18 protein-coding genes and 1 tRNA gene are annotated in these 21,322 nt (G+C 39.9%); 8 read left to right on the top strand and 11 right to left on the bottom strand.

The window, feature by feature from the left end:
• Window positions 1-235: 235 nt before the first annotated feature.
• From F0475_RS06070 to gap, 3 genes are all read right to left on the bottom strand, one after another.
• A complete protein-coding gene (locus F0475_RS06070; RefSeq protein ID WP_155715914.1) occupies window positions 236-1,174 on the bottom strand; it encodes a diacylglycerol/lipid kinase family protein in 939 nt (312 codons plus the stop codon).
• A complete protein-coding gene (gene miaA, locus F0475_RS06065) occupies window positions 1,168-2,136 on the bottom strand; it encodes a tRNA (adenosine(37)-N6)-dimethylallyltransferase MiaA (RefSeq protein WP_155715913.1) in 969 nt (322 codons plus the stop codon). The genes F0475_RS06070 and miaA overlap by 7 nt, the downstream gene beginning before the upstream one ends.
• A gap of 109 nt (window positions 2,137-2,245) precedes the next feature.
• A complete protein-coding gene (gene gap / locus F0475_RS06060) occupies window positions 2,246-3,274 on the bottom strand; it encodes a type I glyceraldehyde-3-phosphate dehydrogenase (RefSeq protein ID WP_009434068.1) in 1,029 nt (342 codons plus the stop codon).
• A 268-nt stretch (window positions 3,275-3,542) separates the two neighbouring features.
• Between gap and mscL the strand changes: the two genes are divergently transcribed.
• Window positions 3,543-3,968, top strand: a complete 426-nt coding sequence (mscL, locus tag F0475_RS06055) for a large-conductance mechanosensitive channel protein MscL (protein WP_155715912.1) — start codon at window positions 3,543-3,545, stop codon at window positions 3,966-3,968.
• A gap of 251 nt (window positions 3,969-4,219) precedes the next feature.
• On the opposite strand, the gene guaA is transcribed toward mscL, so the two are convergent.
• From guaA to F0475_RS06035, 4 genes are all read right to left on the bottom strand, one after another.
• A complete protein-coding gene (gene guaA / locus F0475_RS06050; RefSeq protein WP_004383348.1) occupies window positions 4,220-5,764 on the bottom strand; it encodes a glutamine-hydrolyzing GMP synthase in 1,545 nt (514 codons plus the stop codon).
• Window positions 5,765-5,791: 27 nt separating this feature from the next.
• Entirely contained in the window at window positions 5,792-6,598 is an 807-nt protein-coding gene (locus tag F0475_RS06045) for a nucleotidyltransferase family protein (protein WP_155715911.1), read from the bottom strand.
• Between the two features lie 142 nt (window positions 6,599-6,740).
• Entirely contained in the window at window positions 6,741-8,282 is a 1,542-nt protein-coding gene (locus tag F0475_RS06040) for a RapZ C-terminal domain-containing protein (protein ID WP_155715910.1), read from the bottom strand.
• 70 nt (window positions 8,283-8,352) lie between these two features.
• Entirely contained in the window at window positions 8,353-8,553 is a 201-nt protein-coding gene (locus F0475_RS06035; RefSeq protein ID WP_009434160.1) for a hypothetical protein, read from the bottom strand.
• A gap of 949 nt (window positions 8,554-9,502) precedes the next feature.
• On the opposite strand from F0475_RS06035, the gene F0475_RS11730 reads away from it, so the two are divergent.
• The gene (locus F0475_RS11730; RefSeq protein ID WP_199879793.1) at window positions 9,503-9,670 is read left to right on the top strand and encodes a hypothetical protein; all 168 of its coding nucleotides are present in this window, start codon (window positions 9,503-9,505) and stop codon (window positions 9,668-9,670) included.
• Between the two features lie 138 nt (window positions 9,671-9,808).
• Here the strand turns inward: F0475_RS11730 and groL are convergent, their stop codons facing one another.
• Together groL and F0475_RS06025 are read right to left on the bottom strand one after the other, a co-directional pair.
• Window positions 9,809-11,434: a chaperonin GroEL gene (groL, locus tag F0475_RS06030; protein ID WP_009434124.1), complete on the bottom strand. Its 1,626-nt coding sequence runs from the start codon at window positions 11,432-11,434 to the stop codon at window positions 9,809-9,811.
• Between the two features lie 183 nt (window positions 11,435-11,617).
• Window positions 11,618-11,887 carry a co-chaperone GroES gene (locus F0475_RS06025; RefSeq protein WP_009434220.1) on the bottom strand — a complete coding sequence of 90 codons (270 nt, stop codon included), beginning with the start codon at window positions 11,885-11,887 and terminating at the stop codon, window positions 11,618-11,620.
• 236 nt (window positions 11,888-12,123) lie between these two features.
• Here F0475_RS06025 and F0475_RS06020 point away from each other — a divergent pair, with 236 nt between their 5' ends.
• Window positions 12,124-12,843, top strand: a complete 720-nt coding sequence (locus tag F0475_RS06020) for a DNA alkylation repair protein (RefSeq protein ID WP_155715909.1) — start codon at window positions 12,124-12,126, stop codon at window positions 12,841-12,843.
• Window positions 12,844-12,955: 112 nt separating this feature from the next.
• Here the strand turns inward: F0475_RS06020 and F0475_RS06015 are convergent, their stop codons facing one another.
• On the bottom strand, window positions 12,956-14,374 hold the full coding sequence (locus tag F0475_RS06015) for a threonine/serine exporter family protein (protein ID WP_155715908.1): 1,419 nt from the start codon (window positions 14,372-14,374) through the stop codon (window positions 12,956-12,958).
• Between the two features lie 403 nt (window positions 14,375-14,777).
• Here F0475_RS06015 and sppA point away from each other — a divergent pair, with 403 nt between their 5' ends.
• The 5 genes from sppA to F0475_RS05990 all read left to right on the top strand — a co-directional run bounded on the left by sppA (window position 14,778) and on the right by F0475_RS05990 (window position 19,853).
• Window positions 14,778-16,556 carry a signal peptide peptidase SppA gene (gene sppA / locus F0475_RS06010; protein WP_155715907.1) on the top strand — a complete coding sequence of 593 codons (1,779 nt, stop codon included), beginning with the start codon at window positions 14,778-14,780 and terminating at the stop codon, window positions 16,554-16,556.
• A 6-nt stretch (window positions 16,557-16,562) separates the two neighbouring features.
• Window positions 16,563-17,741 carry a tetraacyldisaccharide 4'-kinase gene (gene lpxK / locus F0475_RS06005; protein ID WP_155715906.1) on the top strand — a complete coding sequence of 393 codons (1,179 nt, stop codon included), beginning with the start codon at window positions 16,563-16,565 and terminating at the stop codon, window positions 17,739-17,741.
• A complete protein-coding gene (locus tag F0475_RS06000; RefSeq protein WP_155715905.1) occupies window positions 17,626-18,435 on the top strand; it encodes a purine-nucleoside phosphorylase in 810 nt (269 codons plus the stop codon). Before lpxK ends, F0475_RS06000 begins: the two co-directional genes overlap by 116 nt.
• A 99-nt stretch (window positions 18,436-18,534) precedes the next feature.
• On the top strand, window positions 18,535-19,644 hold the full coding sequence (locus F0475_RS05995; protein WP_155715904.1) for a thiamine-phosphate kinase: 1,110 nt from the start codon (window positions 18,535-18,537) through the stop codon (window positions 19,642-19,644).
• 136 nt (window positions 19,645-19,780) lie between these two features.
• A tRNA-Phe gene (locus tag F0475_RS05990) sits at window positions 19,781-19,853 on the top strand.
• 314 nt (window positions 19,854-20,167) lie between these two features.
• Here F0475_RS05990 and F0475_RS05985 read toward each other — a convergent pair.
• On the bottom strand, window positions 20,168-21,295 hold the full coding sequence (locus F0475_RS05985; RefSeq protein WP_234422969.1) for a metallophosphoesterase: 1,128 nt from the start codon (window positions 21,293-21,295) through the stop codon (window positions 20,168-20,170).
• Window positions 21,296-21,322: the final 27 nt, after the last annotated feature.

The following is a 21,322-nucleotide window of genomic DNA, read 5'->3' as shown; positions in this document are numbered from 1 at the left end:
GGAGAAAGCTTAGGAGCTTTTTGGAGAAAGCTTAAGAGCTTTTTAGGAAAAGCTTAGGAGCTTTTTAGAGAAAGCTTAAGAGCTTTTTGGAGAAAGTTTAAGAGCTTTTTAGGAAAAGCTTAGGAGCTTTTGAAGGAATAATTAGGATCTACCTATAATTTGCATAAAAGGAAAAAGGATTTCCTTCTATAAAAAGCAAGAAAATAGATAGAACCTATATAATATATAAGGTGTATTAACTCGGTATGATAAAGTTAATAACTTCCTTCTCCACACTAATTCTAAATGTACCAACAGGCGTACCATTCAAGAGTCTTCCATCAACACTGACTGGTGTATGCGGAGCTATCTGTGCGCTCAATTCTTGTGTTCTATAAGGTAATACACTACGATGATTCAATATCTTGTCCCGTAATAAAAGATACATCCCCTCCATTGCTTGTAACATCTTTGGCTGAGAAACGATTGAAACATCTAGCAAACCATTATAAGGAACAGCATTTGGCGTCTGTCCATAGCCTTGAGCATTACCAACACAAACTGTCATCAGACGCTGTTTGATAGTATCTGTATTAATTTTCAATGACATTAAATAATCCATACGCTGAAACAAAAGTAGGAAGAATGAGAGGATAAACGAGATTGTGCGAGAAATAAAGAGGTGACGCATACGACGACGCATACTCATGATATTTGCTACCATACCTATGTTCACACAATTAAGGAAATATCTACGACAACGTTCTTTCTTTTTGTTTTCATAGTGAATGCATCCAATATCTACTCGTCTTACACGCTTCTGCTTGAGCCAAGCAATCGTCTGTTCCAAGTGTGACTCATCAAATCCCCAAAAATGTGCAAAATCATTCAGTACACCATTTGGAATAACTCCCAACGTTATACGATTACGCTCTTCAGACTTTAAGAGCATGAGATAGTTGACTGCGTCATTCAGTGCCGAATCGCCACCATAAATGATAATGGTCTTGTAACCATTACTAATCAGCATGCGAACCAAACGATCCACACCTCGAGGATTCTCGCTCTGTACCATATCATATTGTATACCATGTTCTAGCAGACAACGTTCAGCCTGCTCCCAACGCTTTACAGGATTAGTAAACAATCGACCTTTTGGACAATAAATAATGCCCCATCTTCCTTCCTCTACCATAATTTCAATATTTCTTCTACTTTATCTTCCATCTTCCGCGCAGCATTTACCCAATGAATCGTAAAGCCACGACGCTCCATACCACGAAACCACGTCATCTGCCGCTTAGCAAACTGATGAATAGCTATTTCTAACTGTTGGAACATTTCATCATAAGACAATTTTCCTATAAGATATTCCGTCACAAATTTATATTCCAAGCCATAATAGATAAGATCTTCTGCAGGGATGCCACGCTTCAATAATCCATCTATCTCGTCAACCATACCCCCTTCAAGGCGTGTTTTCAAACGATGAGTAATCTTTTCTCTTCGCGCTTCTCGTTCAATATCCACTCCTATTATTAATGAATCAATCGGCGGACACAGGCGTTCTTCTGTCGGCTTTGTGAGGTTATAGGTTTCTATCTCTATCGCACGAATAGCACGCTGGCATGAATCAACATCCGTCTTATTGTGCATAACAGAATGATTTCTTCTCTTCAGATCTACCAATATGTTTGTAAGTTCATCGAGATTCTTACCCTCTAATTCAGTACGTAAGGCTGGATTCTGAGGTACGGGCGAGAGGCTATAACCTTTCAATACGGCTTCTATATAGAGACCTGTACCACCACAGAGGATAGGCAATGCTCCTCTACTTCGTATATCCTCATAACAATCAAGGAAATCTTGTTGATAGCGGAAGAGATTATACTTCGTACCAGGTTCACAAATATCTATCAAATGATAAGGTATAACATGACCATCAACCACGTAATCAGCCAAATCCTTACCCGTACCAATATCCATGCCATGATACACCTGGCGACTATCAGCACTGATAATTTCAGCATTGAGGCGAGCTGCTAAATGCGTTGCAAGATCTGTCTTGCCCGAAGCCGTAGGACCTAATATTGTTATCATACGCCTTGCTGGACTATCTTTCGAAACCATTAATTCACTTGCTTGTTCATGATTCATGTCACAAAGATAACAAAAAAATCCCTGCCAGCAAGCTGACAGGGACTAATATTTTATCCGTCAATAACTCTCTAGCAAGAGAGAATTGCAGATGACCTTTCGGTTGGTATTACTTCAACTCTGCGAAGTACTTGATTGTACGAACCATCTGAGAAGTATAAGAGTTCTCATTGTCGTACCAAGAAACAACCTGTACCTGATAAGTATCATCGTCGATCTTGCTTACCATAGTCTGAGTTGCATCGAACAAAGAACCGAAACGCATACCGATGATATCAGAAGAAACGATCTGATCCTCGTTGTAACCGAAGCTCTCTGTTGCAGCAGCCTTCATTGCAGCGTTGATACCTTCAACAGTTACGTCCTTACCCTTAACAACAGCAACAAGGATTGTTGTAGAACCTGTTGGAGTTGGAACACGCTGTGCAGAACCAATCAACTTACCATTCAACTCTGGGATAACGAGACCGATAGCCTTAGCTGCACCAGTTGAGTTAGGAACGATGTTGCAAGCACCTGCACGTGAACGACGGAGGTCGCCCTTACGCTGTGGACCATCAAGAATCATCTGATCACCAGTGTAAGCGTGGATTGTTGACATGATACCTGACTGGATTGGAGCGTATGCATTCAAAGCAGCTGCCATTGGAGCCAAGCAGTTTGTTGTACAAGAAGCTGCAGAAATAACAGTATCAGCTGCAGTCAAAGTCTTGTGGTTTGTATTGAAAACGATTGTAGGAAGATCGTTACCTGCAGGAGCAGAGATAACTACCTTCTTAGCACCAGCCTTCAAGTGAGCAGAAGCCTTCTCCTTAGATGTGTAGAAACCTGTACACTCGAGTACAACATCTACCTTATTAGCAGCCCATGGGCAGTTTGCAGCGTCCTTCTCAGCAGAAATCTTAATCTCCTTACCATCAACGATAATTGAGTCCTCAGTAGCCTCTACAGTGTGCTTACCCTCGCCGAACTTGCCAGCGAAACCACCCTGAGCGGTATCATACTTCAACAGATGAGCAAGCATCTTAGGACTTGTCAAGTCGTTGATTGCAACAACCTCATAACCTTCAGCCTCAAACATCTGACGGAATGCGAGACGACCAATACGGCCAAAGCCGTTAATAGCTACATTTACCATTTTTACTTTAATTTATTTATAAAAGTTTATAAAACTAGTTGTCTTTTTACCTCCTAATGAACATTATTCTATGTTACGATTGCAAAGATACAATATTTTTTTTATTTTTGCAGTCGCTTTGCGTTTAAATATTATAAAAAATGGTTCGTTTCAGTTGCATGATAGAATCAACGATAACACTATAATCCATGTTTGTAATATCTATGTAGCAAAGCACATAAAAAGAACATATAATCAATAAAAGAACAAATTAATAACATTTAGAATCATGGGTAAATTCATTCAAGAGTTTAAAGATTTTGCAGTTAAGGGTAACGCAGTTGACATGGCTGTCGGTGTAATCATTGGTGGCGCATTCGGCAAGATTGTTTCGTCTATCGTTGATGACATCATCATGCCTCCTATTGGCTGGTTGATTGGTGGTGTAAAGTTCACAGATCTTAAGTACACCCTCCCAGCAGTTCACCTTCCAGGAATAGAGAAGATGGAAGCTGCGACTATTAATTATGGTAACTTTTTACAGACAACACTAGATTTCATCATCATTGCATTCTGTGTATTCCTTCTAGTAAAGGGTATCAACAAACTTTCAAAGAAGAAGGCGGAAGAACCTGCAGCACCAGCTCCTGATCCAGAGCCAACAGCAGAAGAGAAGCTCCTTACAGAAATTCGAGACTTACTTAAGAAAAAGTAATAGTAATCATATAAATGAGAAGTCCGAGTCTATGATAGACTCGGACTTTTTATTTATAAAGATTTACTTTATCATTCCTATTCCTAAAAGGGAGACTCTCCTTCTTTCAGAGAGAGCCTTTGCTATCCTCGAGAATAGCCTTTGCTAAACTATAAACAATACTTCCTTCAAATTATGATTATAACTAAGTGGAAATCAGCTAAGATACTTTTCTATAATTCAAAAGTGCACTCCCCATTTAGCAAGAGTCTTTACTCCCATTCAATAGTCGAAGGTGGTTTTGATGAGATATCGTAACATACACGATTAACTCCCTTCACCTTACGAATAATCTCATTAGAGACATCTGCCATAAAGTCGTATGGAAGATGTGCCCAGTCAGCTGTCATTGCATCCATAGAGGTAACAGCACGCAAAGCAACTGGATGTTCGTAGGTGCGCTCATCGCCCATCACTCCTACCGAACGGATTGTTGAAAGCAATACGGTGCCTGCCTGCCAAACATGATCATAAAGACTCGAACCATCTGGCAATGTATAATCGTGCATCTTCTCGATATAGATATCATCCGCATCTTGAAGAATACGAACTTTCTCACGAGTAATATCACCTAAAATACGAACAGCTAATCCAGGACCAGGGAACGGATGACGCTTAATGAGACGTTCTGGCATTCCCATCTCATGCCCTACACGACGCACTTCATCTTTAAACAACCAACGAAGTGGTTCACAGAGCTGCAAGTGCATCTCTTTTGGCAATCCGCCAACATTATGGTGGCTCTTAATAACCATACCCGTTATGCTCAAGCTCTCTATGCGATCAGGATAGATTGTTCCTTGTGCGAGCCATTTAGCATCAGTAATCTTCTTTGCCTCTGCATTGAATACCTCAACAAAGTCACGACCTATTATCTTGCGTTTCTCCTCTGGGTCACTCACTCCCTCAAGATCTTTAAAGAACTTTTCTGAAGCATCAACACCAATAACATTCAATCCAAGTCCCTTATAAGCATCCATCACCTTTTGGAACTCATTCTTACGCAACATACCATGATCAACGAAGATACAAGTAAGATTCTTGCCAATAGCTTTATTCAATAAGGTAGCACAAACGGATGAATCTACACCACCAGAAAGCCCAAGGATAACACGATCATTACCAACTTGCTCGCGAATCTCTTGCACTGCGCTCTCTACGAATGAGGCTGCACTCCACTCCTGTTTACTACCGCAAATATCTACAACAAAGTTCTTCAGGAGCTGCTTTCCTTGTAATGAGTGATAAACTTCAGGATGGAACTGAACAGCCCATACAGGTTGTGTCTTTGAGGCAAAGGCTGCATACTTAACATCTCCTGTAGAAGCAATGATCTCATAATCTGAAGGAATAGCCGTAATGGTGTCACCATGGCTCATCCATACTTGAGAGCCCTTTTCAAAATCTGCGAAGAGGCGGTTATCAAGATTGATTGTCTCTAGATTCGCACGACCATACTCACGTGTACCTGTCTGTTCCACCTTACCTCCATTAGAATAAGAGATGAATTGTGCACCATAGCAGATACCCAATACAGGCACCTTTCCAATGAATTGGCTAAGATCAACCTTAAAGGCTTCTGCATCATGTACCGAATAAGGCGAACCAGAAAGGATTACACCTATCACGGACGGATCATCTTTTGGGAACTTGTTGTAAGGTAGGATTTCGCAGAAGGTATCCAACTCGCGTACACGTCGACCTATCAACTGTGTTGTCTGCGAACCGAAATCCAAAATGATTATCTTCTGTTGCATATTAGTGATGATATGTTTTAAAAAGTATCATTGCTCCGCTTTGGGGCTTTGATAACCTAAATTTACAATAAAGTCTTCTGCTGCTTGCAGTGTATCGAGCTTACCTACATCAAGAAGTTGTAGGTCGCTCTTCAATTCTCCATAGATATTCAACTTGTCACAATTACGAAGATAGAAGTCCATTATGGGGAACTTATCCTCATCAACAGCCTCAACCGCCTGTATAGCAGTGGGAGCTAAGACATGAATACCCGAGAAAGCATAGAGATAATGACCCTTCTGATGATAAGAAGTAGTATCATCAGTTGGTTGCACAAAATGTAATTGTCGCACATCCTCATACGGCGATTTCACTTCTCCTGTAGCAACATTCGTCCAACCAACAAGGCGCATATCTGAATTAAAGACTAGATAACGCTGCGTGATACGACGGCTTACCAACAGAAGTGCATCCGTTTTACTATCTACGGCATGTTGATAGAACGCCTTCAAATCAACATTACTCAGAATGTCTACATTATGAATGAGGACAGGCAAGCTATCATCAAAAAGCGAAGCAGCTCGCTTGATACCACCACCGGTATCAAGGAGCTGCTTTGTTTCGTCAGACACAAGAATATCCACCCCATAATCATGCATATTCAGATAGTCAATAATCTGATTAGCGAAGTGATGGACATTAACAACCATACGCTTGCATCCTGCGTCTATCAATCTATTTATTACATGTTCAAGCAGTGGCGCACCCCCTACCCTTACTAACGCCTTTGGCATTGTGTCAGTAAGTGGTTTCAAACGAGTGCCGAGACCGGCTGCAAAAATCATTGATTGCATTAGCTTTTCTTTTATATTTGCAAAATTACGGCTTTTATTTCAGTTGACAAAGGATTCACAAGCCTAATCTTCTCCCGTTGTTCTTATTGCTTCTTGGCTATTCTATAATAATAAAGGTGGGAGGAGTTAGGCTGAAGCCTTCTTACTTTGCCGCCAATACTTGCTCAATACCTTGTTCTCTATGCGTTATCCGCACCTCAATGCCATATTTCTTATTGAGATGTTCGGCAAGATGTTGCGCACTATAGACGGAACGATGCTGCCCACCTGTACAGCCAAAACTGAACATTAGATCCGTAAAACCACGTTGCATATAACGTTCTACATGATGATCAGCCAACTGATAAACGGGTTTCAAGAATTCAAGTATCTCACCATCATCCTCTAAGAAACGAATAACAGGTTCATCCAAACCAGTAATCTTCTTATAGGGTTCATACCGACCCGGATTATGCGTGCTCCGACAATCGAATACATAACCGCCCCCATTACCAGTTGTATCCTCGGGAATACCCTTCTTAAAGGAGAAACTAAACACCCGAACCACCAACGGACCTTTCCCATCATATTTAGAGAATGTAGCAGGACCATCCAACGGATTCGCCTGATAAACATCCTTCTCTGCCGTTTTAAATCCATCGGTTCTATTAGCCGCCGACTTCTCAATGTGCGCAAATTGCGGTAATTGTGTGAGTCGTTTCAGCATATCAAGCATATAAGGATAAGGGAAAACATCTTCGCCTAATGCCAATATGTCACGCAAATTCTGTATTGCTGGAGGTATAGAATCAATAAAATGCTTCTTACGCTCGAAGTAACCACGGAATCCATAAGCCCCAAGCACTTGCAACGTTCGGAACAAAACGAAGAGAGAAAGGCGATTAACAAAGTGACGTTTTGAGGGTACTTCAGTATAATTCTTCAAACTTTGATAGTATTCAAACACAAGTTCACGACGTAACTTGAAAGAATACTTCGCACTTGCTTGCCATAAGAATGAAGCTAAATCGTAATAAAATGGTCCTTTACGCCCTCCTTGGAAGTCGATAAAATAAGGATTACCAGCAGTATCTAACATGACATTCCGAGCCTGAAAGTCACGATAAAGGAACGAATCCATCTTCTCGGACGTTAGGTCTTTGGCAAACATTCGGAAGTTCGCCTCAAGTTTCAACTCATGGAAATCAAGCTCCGTTGCTTTGAGAAAGCAGTATTTAAAGTAGTTCAAATCGAAAAGAACGCTCTCTTGATCGAACTCTGGCTGTGGATAACACTGACTAAAATCTAGCCCGCGCGCACCACGAAGCTGTATATTAGGCAACTCACGGATAGTCCTTCTAAGCAATTCCTGCTCTGCAAGATTGTATCGCCCACCTGCTTCACGACCGCCGCGTATAGCATCGAAAAGAGAAACAGAGCCTAAATCCGACTGTAAATAACAGGTTTCATCAGCCGTAACTGCCAACACATGAGGCACAGGCAACTGACGTTTCTCAAAATGTTTCGCCAGATAAACAAAAGCATGATTCTCATCACGACTCGTACCAATAACACCTATCACTGCCGAGCCCGCATCATCTGTCAATCGATAATACTCGCGATTACTACCAGCACCAGCAAGTTTCTCCACATTGACTGCTTCTGCACCCTTCCACGTCCTATACAATTCTAATAATTCCTTCATCCTTTTTATTGATTGCTTATCCGATCATCCTATAAAGTTACGGCAACGAATCCTATCTCATCAGCTAAAACTAATCTTCTAGCTTCTTTTTTATCTCTTCCGCCTGCCTCTCGCCCTTCTTTTTATTATCATATTGACGCAAAAGACCATCTATAAGCAAAAGAAGAACAAGGATGCCGCTTGTAATCCACAACGACCTCGTTATATAATATAAGCATCCAATAACGATGAAGAGTACTATAAATTCTTTCCAGTTGACTAATCTTTTCATGCCACAAAGTTAAGCAAAAGATTAGATATAGGACGTGAAAGTAGGAAGTTTTTAGTCTTTTTCAAATCCATTCCTAATATGTTAATACCAACACAAATACTTGTTGCAAATCAAATCAATCCATTCCGACATCTTATTAGAACTAAGAAACAAAACAGAAACAGCCCTCTCACATAGCTGAAAGATAGAACTTTCTATATAAAAAAACCTTACATTTAATTCTTTCTATATATCCTTTTCTAGAACGTAACAGAGCTTTAAAAGGAAACGAAATGAGCTTTTTCTAGAAAAATATATAGGTTTTTAGTAAAACCAACCTCCGTTTTGAGCAAAACTGACCTCCATTTTGAGCAAAACCGACCTCCGTTTTGACTGAATCGTACCTCCGTTTTGAGTAAAAAGTACTATCGTTTTGGGCAAAAAGTACTATCATTTTAGGTAAAAACTAGCCCATTTCCCTATATTTCGACTATTCAATTCAGTCAACAAAATGCTTCATTCCGTACAACCTACTAGTAATCAACCTATTACAAGCCTAACCATTTCCTTCTCTCTATTTCTCGTATTTCCGAGCAAACACCAATGCCTTTCAGAAAAACGCAAATACAAACCATCAAATTTGCTATATTTTATTACAAAAAGACATATTCCATTTACATCATAACTCTTCACCAAAAAATACAAATCATAAACACGTTCTATTTGTTCCCTCATTTTCATTATGAATATTTGGCTGTTTTCCAAATTCTTTCTACCTTTGCAAATGATTTAAAACTCATTTTAAAAACAAATAGTTAAAGCCACATTAGACTATTTTGAACAAAGAAGAGCGATAACAAATATAATCATTAGACTAATTAGATTATAATATTTAGTTTACATTTAAATGACTTATTTGTAGGAATTACCACAAAAATAAAGTCAATTACATATTAAATATCACACAAAAATGGAAATTAAGGAAACAAAAAGAACTTATTTAGAGCCACAAATACTTTTATTTGCCCTCCAAACAGAATCTCCAGTATTGGCAGGAAGCCCACCTGTTGGAATTCATGTGAGTGTAGTACCACCAACTGAAGATGATGATGATACTGAACTTATATCTGAAAATTAAGGGATTAACAAAACTTTTACAGCACAATATTCCCTCTATTTTACGTAGAAGTCAGCTATTTTCAAATAGAAACAAATAAAAAAAGGAAGATACTCTCAGAGCATCTTCCCTTTTTTGATTGTATGATTTAATCTGAAATTACATCATTCCACCCATACCTGGAGCTGCTGGCATTGCAGGAGTTTCCTCAGCCTTGTCAACAATGAGGCATTCGGTTGTCAAGAACATTCCTGCGATTGAAGCTGCATTCTCCAACGCTACACGAGAAACCTTAGCAGGATCGATAACACCTGCAGCACGCAAATCCTCGTAAACATCCTTGCGAGCATTGTAACCATAGTCACCCTTGCCCTGACGAACATTGTCAACTACAACGGCACCTTCGCCACCTGCATTCGCAATGATCTGACGTAAAGGCTCCTCAATAGCACGGCAAACAATGTTAATACCAGTCTGCTCGTCCTGATTCTCGCCCTTGAGATCCTTCAATGCCTCTTGAGCTCGGATGTAAGTGGTACCACCACCAACAACAACGCCCTCTTCCATTGCGGCACGAGTAGCACAAAGAGCATCGTCAACACGATCCTTCTTCTCCTTCATCTCTACCTCAGAGTTAGCACCGACATAGAGAACAGCTACGCCACCAGCCATCTTTGCCAGACGTTCCTGCAACTTCTCCTTGTCGTAAGAGCTTGTTGAAGCAGCAATCTCATTCTTGATTTGTGCCACACGCTCCTTGATTGCATCCTTATCGCCAGCACCATCAACGATGGTTGTATTGTCCTTTGATACATTAACCTTCTTAGCTGTACCCAACATATCGAGTGTAGCCTTATCCAATGAAAGACCCTTCTCCTCGCTAATAACAACGCCACCAGTCAATGTAGCTATATCTTCTAGCATTGCCTTACGACGATCACCAAAGCCTGGAGCCTTCACTGCACAAATCTTCAAGCCTGCACGTAGGCGGTTTACAACCAATGTTGTCAATGCTTCAGAATCAACATCCTCTGCAATAACCAACAATGGGCGACCACTCTCAGCAGCTGGCTGGAGAATTGGCAAGAAATCTTTCACATTTGAAATCTTCTTGTCATAGAGAAGGATGTATGGATTCTCCATTACACACTCCATCTTATCAGTGTCGGTAACGAAGTAACCTGATAAATAACCGCGATCAAATTGCATACCCTCTACTACGCCAATGCTTGTCTCACGGGTCTTGCTCTCCTCAATCGTGATAACTCCATCCTTAGAAACCTTACGCATTGCATCAGCCAACAGCTTACCAATCTCAGGATCATTATTAGCACTAACGGTTGCAACCTGCTCAATCTTGTCATAGTTATCGCCAACAACCTCAGCTGATTCCTTGATATGCTCAACAACCTTTGCTACAGCCTTATCAATACCACGCTTGAGATCCATAGGATTTGCACCAGCTGCAACATTCTTCAAGCCTTCTGTTACGATAGCTTGTGTTAGGATTGTGGCAGTTGTGGTACCATCACCAGCATCATCACCAGTCTTACTAGCTACACTCTTTACTAATTGTGCACCAGCATTCTCGAAGTTGTCTTCAAGTTCCACCTCCTTAGCAACGGTTACACCGTCCTTTGTTATCTGTGGAGCACCGAACTTCTTACCGATAACAACATTACGACCTTTAGGACCTAGCGTTACCTTTACTGCGTTTGCTAACTGATCAACACCACTCTTCAAGAGCTCACGTGCATCTGTATTGAATTTTATCTCTTTTGCCATTTTACTTTTACTTTGAATTTTGAACTTTAATATTGACTTTGATATCTAAACTTTGAACTTTAACGTTTGATTTTTGAACTTTAGAATAGATATTCAAAGCTATCTTTCCATTCCTGCTCTCCCCTCCTTTCGGAGGGGTTAGGGGGAGGCATCCCTCCCTTCGTTGGGATTGGAAGAGGCTTTTTATTCTACAACAGCGAGAACATCGCTCTGACGCATCATCAGATACTTCTCACCTTCATTCTCTAATTCCGTACCAGCGTACTTTCCATAGAGAACCTCATCACCAACTTTGAGAATCATCTCCTCATCCTTTGTACCATTACCAACTGCTACAACCTTACCACGCTGTGGTTTCTCTTTAGCTGTATCAGGGATAATAATACCGCCAACTTTCTCCTCTGCTTGTGCAGGAAGAATCAATACTCTGTCTGATAAAGGTTTAATTGTCATAATCTCTTTATATTTTTAGATTTTAATCTTTTGTTTATCTACTAAACTAGTAGTTCCGCTTTGCTTTATACGAAAACCATGCCAAAGAAACATACATATAAACATTCAAAACAATATCTGACATCCTGTCAGCATACACATACGACATTAAGAATTTATAGAAGAACCCCCATCAATTTCTATTGAGCCATAACATAAATGTAGTATCTTTGCAACAAAAACAAATTTATACAAGTATGACAGAAAGCATAAGCCCAACAGTGAAAATGATTATTGACGAACTCCAAGCGTTATCAAATGCTGAAAAGAGAGAAGTATTCCCACGCTTCTTCAAAGCAGGGAAAGGGGAATACGGCGAGGGCGATCTCTTTTTAGGTGTCACTGTTCCCAACATCCGCACTATAGCCAAACAACATAAAGATATATCCTTGGATGTAATACGAGAACTAATGTTGTCAAAATGGCATGAGGTAAGACTCTGCGCACTGCTAATCATGGTAGAGAAAAGCAAGAAAAAAGATGAAACACTTCGCAAACAGCTCTTTGACCTCTACCTCGCCATGACCGAAAGAATTAATAATTGGGACTTAGTCGACCTCTCCTGCCGTTTTATCATTGGAGAATACCTGCTTGACAAATCGCACGAACGCCTCTATCAATTAGCACAAAGCCAACTTCTATGGGACAACCGAATCGCCATCGTTTCCACCTATGCCTTTATCCGCAAAGGTCAACTGGAGGACACATACGCACTAAGCGACCTTATGATGCACCATCCACACGACCTCATGCACAAGGCGATTGGCTGGATGCTTCGTGAAGCTGGCAAACGGAATCCCGAGCGACTCTATGCGTATCTCATGGAACGCCGCGCGGATATGCCACGCACCATGTTACGTTATGCCATCGAGAAATTTAGTCCGAAAGAACGTGCTATACTTATGAAGCGAGTGTAAGTTCCCATAGACTGAAATGTTTCAAAAAACTTTTCTGAATCCTCTATAAGAAATAAGGTTTACTTCTTCCTGAAGCAAACCTTATACAAATTTGTTATATACTGGTTAGGACTTATTCCACCACAAAGTTATGCAAGTCTACGAACTTACCACGCTGGCGGCGTTCCTCTATCATACGAGCTAACTTCGCTTTGCGATGTGGGGTTATCCATTTACGTGCAAAGATATTTGGAATAGCAACACCTAAAGCAATACAGAATAGAACTAACGAACCATTGATTGCATTCAACACTGCAAAGGTTACCTCGCCTACTACACCTTGCATCTCCAAGAAACCATAAAGGGCACGATACATCAATACACCTGGTACGATTGGGATTACTGCTGGAATTGTAATACATTGATGCGGTGTATGCAATATGTGTACAGCCTTTATATTGATAATAGAAATAAGCGCAGAACCACAAAGCGAACCAACGATTAAGCCCATGCCTAATCCTATATTCCCCGTTGCTGGACCAAGATTGATAAAGTTACGAGAGCATACACAAATAATACCGCCAATAGCAATCCAAGGCATTAAGCGATAAGGAATATTGTAGATAGTGGCAAATCCCATAGCAGAAATAGCCGCAGCTATAGCATACTCTACGAAACTATGATGTGGAGTCATAGATAAGTCTTTCACAAAGTTGTCTATACTTCCACATTTGATTGCCATTGCAATACCAAACGCCATAGCAACGATTATGAGAAGTGTATTCATTGCTCGCACCAAACCTGTGTTGATATGATTATCTAATAAATCATTCACAGCATTAATCAGCGGTACTCCTGGTACGATATACAATGCACAAGCCAAAAGCGGATGCCAAGGAGTGGACGTATAGAGTATTGGACGGAGAAATTCTGGTAAAACAGATTGTACACCAGGAGTAGACAAATAAGATGAAAGCCAAGCGATAAGTGTACTAACAAAAGCGGCTAAAGCAAAGTTCGCATAAAGGTTAGAACCCGAATGATTGAGGAACATTCGTAGTCTATTACCCAATATAGCGGCAATAGAGGCATAGAAGAATGCCGTCCAATCACAACCGAATTGAATACAGAACCCACCACAAGCAAAACCTGCTCCGATAGCAATCATCCAATCAGTATAATAATGTCTACCATTGGCAATCTTGTCTAATTCCTCCTCATATTTATCAAGCGTGTAATCCTCCTGGATAGCTCGCCATGAGAGTTTTGAAACTTCCTGAATAGCAAGCATATTAATGACGTGTTTGTCACAACGTTGCATCTTTGAGAAACTATGAGTTTCGTCACTTACATTCACTTGAAGAATGTAATAGCCGATTTCCATGTGTAGATTCTCCTTGGGAAGCCCCAAATAAGCCGCCGTACGCTCCATATTACGCTTTACACGACTTGTATCTGCAGAACTCTCCATTAATATTTGCCCTGTCCTTAGGAGTAGATCCAACTTTCTACGAAGGATCGTTTTGGAAGATACCATCTGATTTTCGTCCATAAAAAACAATCTTTTAGCTTTTAAAAAACGGCTACAAAGTTACTATTTATAATCCATATAGGGAAATTACCATGCTATAAATCGGACATCAACCTAACTTTTCTTACCCTCGTTTTATTGTACTATAAGGCTCTTCTCTCAAAAGGTTGACCTTTTTCCCAGAAAAGGTTGACGTTTTCTGCCAAAAAGGTTAACCTTTTCCACCAAAAAGGTCAACCCTTTTCGACAGAAAGGTTAACCCTTTTCAGAAAGAAGGTAAAGGGTTAGGACTATGAAAGAACTTAAATTAAGAAAATAACACGTTTCTTCTTGACTACAATGTTATTAAGAAATCTTGAATTATTTGGCTGTTACATCTATTATATATATCTTTGCAAATGGTAAACCACAATTAGATACCTTTATGAAACAGTTTTTCAAGTATGTATTTGCTTCGTTTGTAGGAACACTCCTTTTCAGTATTATTATGGGGTGTTTTGCTTTTATCACAATTATTGGTATGATAGCCTCAACGCAAACGACAAACGAAATAAAAGACAACTCTATCCTTGTTCTAAATCTGTCAGGTCAACTCACTGAGAGAAGTGAAGATAATAACATAATCAGTCAGTTGCAAGGAAAGATAGGAACTATTGGATTAGATAACCTCCTATCAGCTATTGACAAGGCAAAGAATAATAAGAACATTAAGGGAATTTACATAGAGGCTGGTGCTTTCACTGCTGATTCCTATGCTTCTTTACAAGCTGTACGGAATGCATTGGTAGACTTCAAAAAGTCTGGCAAATGGATTATCACTTATGCAGATATCTACACACAAGGAACATATTACCTGTCTTCTTCTGCTAATAAAGTATATTTGAATCCACAAGGTCAGATTGATTGGCATGGTTTATCGTCTCAGCCAGTCTTCGTAAAGGATTTATTAAAGAAATTCGGAGTAAAGATGCAAGTGATGAAGGTCGGAACTTATAAGAGTGCGACCGAAATGTTTACGGGCGATAAGATGAGTGATGCCAATCGTGAGCAAACTTCTGCTTACTTGAATAGTATATGGGGAACTATAACAAAGGATGTAAGTGCTACTCGTCATATATCCGTATCTTCTCTTAATGCTTATGCAGATAGTATGATTACATTTGCAGCACCTACAGATTATCTCAAATATAAACTTGTTGATGGTTTGCTTTATACTGACCAAGTAAAGGCTGTTGTTAAGAAACAGCTAGGTCTTGATAAGGACGATGACATTAACCAAGTGTCAATTGACGATATGCAAAGTGTAGAGGATGAGGAGAATGATAATAGTGATAATCAAATAGCCGTTTATTACGCATACGGAGACATTGTTGATGGTGCTGCAGGAGGACTATTTGCACAAGGTCATACGATTGATGCACAAGTTGTATGTAAGGATTTAGAAAAACTTACTAACGATAAAGACGTAAAGGCAGTAGTCCTTCGTATCAACTCTGGTGGTGGGTCTGCTTATGCTTCAGAACAGATTTGGCATCAAATAATGGAATTAAAAAAACAAAAGCCAGTCGTTGTAAGTATGGGAGGAATGGCCGCTTCAGGTGCATACTATATCTCAGCTCCTTCTAATTGGATTGTGGCAGAACCAACAACACTTACAGGCTCTATTGGAATCTTCGGAATGTTCCCCGACTTTAGTGGCTTATTAACAGAGAAACTTGGTATTAAGTTTGATGAAGTAAAAACCAATAAGTTCTCAGGCTTCGGAACTCAGGCTCGTCCTTTCTCAGAAGAAGAAATGGCATACTTAAACCAGTATATCAACCGTGGTTATAAGCTCTTCCGCCATCGTGTAGCAGAAGGTCGTAAGAAGACTGATAATCAAATAGAGAAGATTGCGCAAGGTCATGTTTACTCTGGGCAAGATGCAATGAAGATTGGTCTTGTTGACCAACTAGGAGGATTAGATGTAGCCATAACAAAAGCGGCTCAATTAGCAAAATTATCGAACCATAGTATAGCCTCTTATCCTGCACAAAAGAGTATGTTTGAACAGATAATACAGGAATCAACACCTAACAATTATCTTGATGAACAATTACGTGCAAACTTAGGAGACCTTTATGAGCCATTCACACTATTGAAGACGCTCAATCACCAGAGTGCTATTCAAGCTCGTTTACCTTATTATCCTAACATCCACTAATAGTATATGGAAGGCGACCACATTAAAATAAACAAATGGCTATTGCCTTTCAGTTGGCTGTATGGGCTTATTGTGGGCATACGTAACGAATTATTTGATTTAAATATACTCAAGACTAGGAGCTTTGATATACCAGTTATATCTGTTGGTAATATTACAGTTGGAGGATCTGGTAAGACACCTCATGTCGAGTATCTTATCCGACTCCTTCAAGATAAAGTAAAAGTAGCAGTTCTCTCACGTGGCTATAAACGTAAAAGCCATGGATACGTGTTAGCCAATGCTGACACACCAATGAGAGAGATTGGGGATGAACCCTATCAAATGAAAACAAAGTTCCCTCATATCCATGTAGCTGTAGATAAGAAAAGATGTGAAGGTATTGATAACATAACTTCTGATCCTGAAACCAATGATACGGATGTTATTCTACTGGATGATGCTTTCCAACACCGATATGTAAAACCTGGTATAAACATTCTTCTAGTGGATTATCATCGTCTCATTATCTATGACAAATTACTACCAGCAGGTAGACTTCGTGAGCCTTTATCTGGGAAACATCGGGCAGACATCGTTATCATTACAAAATGCCCCAAGAGTCTTAATCCAATAGACTATCGAGTGCTCAGTAAGGCTATGGAACTCTACCCTTTCCAGCAACTCTACTTCACAACTCTTGATTATTGTGATTTAGAGCCTATATTTAAGAAAGGAGAAAATATACCTTTAACAGAAATCAGAGGTAAGAATATACTATTGCTCGCAGGTATTGCAACTCCTAAGTACTTGGAATTAGATTTAAATACATATACAGGAAATAATGCTCTAACAATCTTATCTTATCCCGATCATCATTCTTTCACAACGAAGGATATCAATAAAATTAATGAGACCTTTGCACAAATGGAAGAACCCAAATTAATAATAACAACAGAGAAAGATAAAGCAAGACTTATTGATATAGAGGGGTTATCCGAGGAAGTAAAAGACAATATATATACACTCCCTATCAAGGTTAGATTCATGCTTGATAAAGAAGAGACATTTAATGAAAAAATAATTTCTTATGTACGAAAAAATTCAAGAAACAGCATCCTGGCTAAGAGAGAGGATGACAACAAGTCCAAAAACAGCCATCATTCTGGGCACCGGCCTAGGACAATTAGCTTCAGAGGTAACTGATAGCTATGAATTCTCTTACAAAGAGATCCCCAACTTCCCTGTATCTACAGTAGAAGGGCATGCTGGTAAACTGATTTTTGGTAAGCTTGGTGACAAGGACATCATGGCTATGGAAGGACGTTTCCATTTCTATGAGGGATACGATATGAAACAAGTAACTTTCCCTATACGTGTTATGCATGAGTTAGGAATTGAGAACTTATTTGTATCTAATGCTTCTGGCGGTATGAATCCAGAGTTTAAGATTGGTGACTTAATGATTATCACTGATCATATTAACTTCTTCCCAGAACACCCTTTACATGGCAAGAACTTCCCAACTGGACCTCGCTTCCTTGATATGCATGAGGCTTATGATCACACGCTCATACAAATGGCTGACGAGATAGCAAAAGAGAAGAACATCCGTATAGTACATGGTGTTTACATGGGTGTACAAGGTCCTACATTCGAAACACCAGCAGAGTATCGCATGTATCATAAGATGGGAGCTGATGCTGTTGGTATGAGTACCGTGCCAGAGGTTATTGTTGCACGTCACAGCGGTATTAAGGTCTTTGGTATTAGTGTAATTACAGACTTAGGTGGCTTTGATGTTCCCGTTGAAGTTAGTCATGAGGAAGTACAAGAAGCAGCTAACATGGCACAACCACACATGACAGAGATTATGCGCGAGATGATTAAGCGTTCATAATAATAGATACATAAAATTGCTTGGACGTTCTTTATCATATATATAATAAGGTGTAGATAAAGAACGTCCAACATTTATCACTAAGTTTTTTGATAATAAATGGAAATTAAAGATCTCGGTAAGTTCGGTCTTATAGAAAGACTGACAAAGAACATTGTCCCCCAAAACGCCTCCACCCAACAGGGCATAGGAGATGATGCTGCCGTACTGAATTACTCCAATAAGGAGGTTCTTGTAACATCAAAGATGTTTATGGAGGGGGTTCAGTTCGACCTTACATATATCGATATGGAGCATTTGGCTTACAAAGTAGCTATGGCAACGATGAGCAATATATTTGCAATGAATGGTCAGCCACGTCAACTCATTGTTTCATTAGGCTTAGGAAAACGATTCAAGGTTGAGGATATCGAATTGTTCTATGCTGGTTTAAATAAGGCATGTGCTAAATGGAACGTCGATATTATTGGTGGGGATACCAAATCATCTTATACTGGTTTTGCCATCAATCTCACCTGCATTGGAGAAGCCTCCAAAGAAGACATAATCTATCGTTCTGGTGCCAATGAGACGGATCTTATTTGTGTAACAGGCGATCTGGGTTCTGCCTATATGGGCTTACAAATCCTTGAAAGGGAAAAGTCTGTCTACTATCAACAAGTTGAGGAATATAATAATAAGGTAAGGGAGGCACAACGGAACAATGACCAGGCTCGATTGAAAGCCTTACAGAAAGAACGTGCTGCTATTGATGATTTCCAACCCGACTTTGCAGGAAAAGAATACCTCATTGACCGACAGTTGAAACCAGAAGCACGTGGGGATGTCTTGCAACAACTACATCAAGCAGGAATCCACCCCACTTCAATGATTGATATTTCTGATGGTTTAGCTAGCGAACTAAAGCATATTTGTCAACAAAGCCACTGTGGGTGTAGGGTCTATGAGAAGAATATTCCTATTGACTATCAAACAGCAGTAACCTGTGAAGAGTTCAATATGAATCTCACAACTGCGGCTTTAAATGGAGGAGAGGATTACGAACTACTTTTCACTGTCCCAATCGGTGACCATGAGAAGATTGATAAGTTAGAGAATATCAAACAGATAGGTTATATTACAAAGGAAAGTCTAGGTAACTATATCATCACACGTGATGGTAATGAGTTCGAATTGCAAGCACAAGGATGGGCAGTAAAGGAAAATTAAGTTATCTGTTAAAGGATTAAAATTGTAAGGAAAATCCTTAGAAAGGTTTGGAGGTCTCAAATAAAAGCACTACCTTTGCATCGCAATTCAGAAATAGCAACAATGATAGCTAAAGTATGAGTAGTAAAGACATGATGGTGCCATAGCTCAGTTGGTAGAGCAAAGGACTGAAAATCCTTGTGTCCCCGGTTCGATTCCTGGTGGTACCACTCCTCCTTTCATCAGGGCGGTTCTCGTAAGAGGCCGCTCTTTTCGTTTTATGATCCTACCATAAAGAGTACATTAAAGATTTACAAAATACTTGAAGGAAACACGAGATTCTTAGAAGAGGATTGATTTCTTATTGCATCTATTATCTTATTCAAGTTTGATAGATCCCTATCGTAGCCCAACTATAAATTTCACTTTATTTGCTGTTATAACTATCTCTTATAGAAGCACTCGCATAAGCAAATAATTACGAGTACAAGAGGAAGGATAGTTATAACAGCAAAATCGATAAACGCTCTCAAACTAATCATTTCTACTTAATCTCGGCCACCACATATTCAGAACGTGTACCAATGCGGAACTTACCGCCCCAAATACCGATACCTGAAGAAACATAATACTGTGTATTACCCTTTTGTAAAGGACCAAAAGCATCTTCATAGATCCTATCCTCTATCCAACTAACAGGCCAAACTTGACCATAATGCGTGTGCCCTGATAACTGAAAGTCAACTCCAGCTTGCTCTGCCTCCTCCAAATGATAAGGCTGATGATCCATCAGAATGGTATAGTAGCCCTTTGGTGCTTTTTGCAACAACGTCGATAGACTAGCACGACGCCTATTTGTTCTATCGTCACGCCCCACAACAAGCAAAGTATCACCATCAGTCAGAGGTACAAGCGCATGATCATCTATCAGCAAATGAATCCCCGCATCCTTATAAAATTGCTTTGCACGAGGCTCTCCACTATAATATTCGTGGTTACCAAGGCAAGCATAGACGGGTGCATTAAGTTTCTTAAACTCCGCAGCCATATTCTGATCAAGTAATGCACGAATACTTCCATCAATAATATCTCCAGCTATAAGTATCGCCTCCGCATGCTCAGCATTCACTTTGTCAATCCATTTACGGAACTCCTTCACACGATTATGATAACCTAAGTGCAAGTCCGTAAGCATGACTATTCGATGTTGTTTGTGCATTGTCTTCGCTGAATTTAAAGTCAATGGCACACGCTCTTTATGTAAGTAATTCAGATAACCATAAACGAACAGCCCCACGATGATGACAAGCACCGAAGTCGTCCCTACCCAACTATTGCGCAGAAAGGTGGGCGGAACGAGATGTGCAACTTTCCCTAAATCGAGAATGAGGAACAGCATGATCAGATACAAACCAATGAAGAGGGATGAGTTGCCCACTTCGTAAAGTATTGTTGCAACTGACATCGACAACCGATCTATAAAGAAGTGGGCAAAAAGACTAAGGAAACAGAGGAGCAACGCTCCTGTTATCACCCATTTACCAACATTACTCAAGGGCAATAATTGCCAAACGTGCCAACCAACATACCCACAACCTGTCAAGAGGATGAGGGCAAAAACAACTATCATTGTTACATTCATACTTCTACCTTTGTACTTTACTTTTACCATTATTTATATTATAACTTAGTCGTTATT

This window comes from Prevotella vespertina (assembly GCF_009728485.1).
GTDB lineage: Bacteria > Bacteroidota > Bacteroidia > Bacteroidales > Bacteroidaceae > Prevotella > Prevotella vespertina.
Note: the sequence above shows the minus strand (reverse complement) of the source record. Positions and strands in the feature narration are given on the sequence as shown.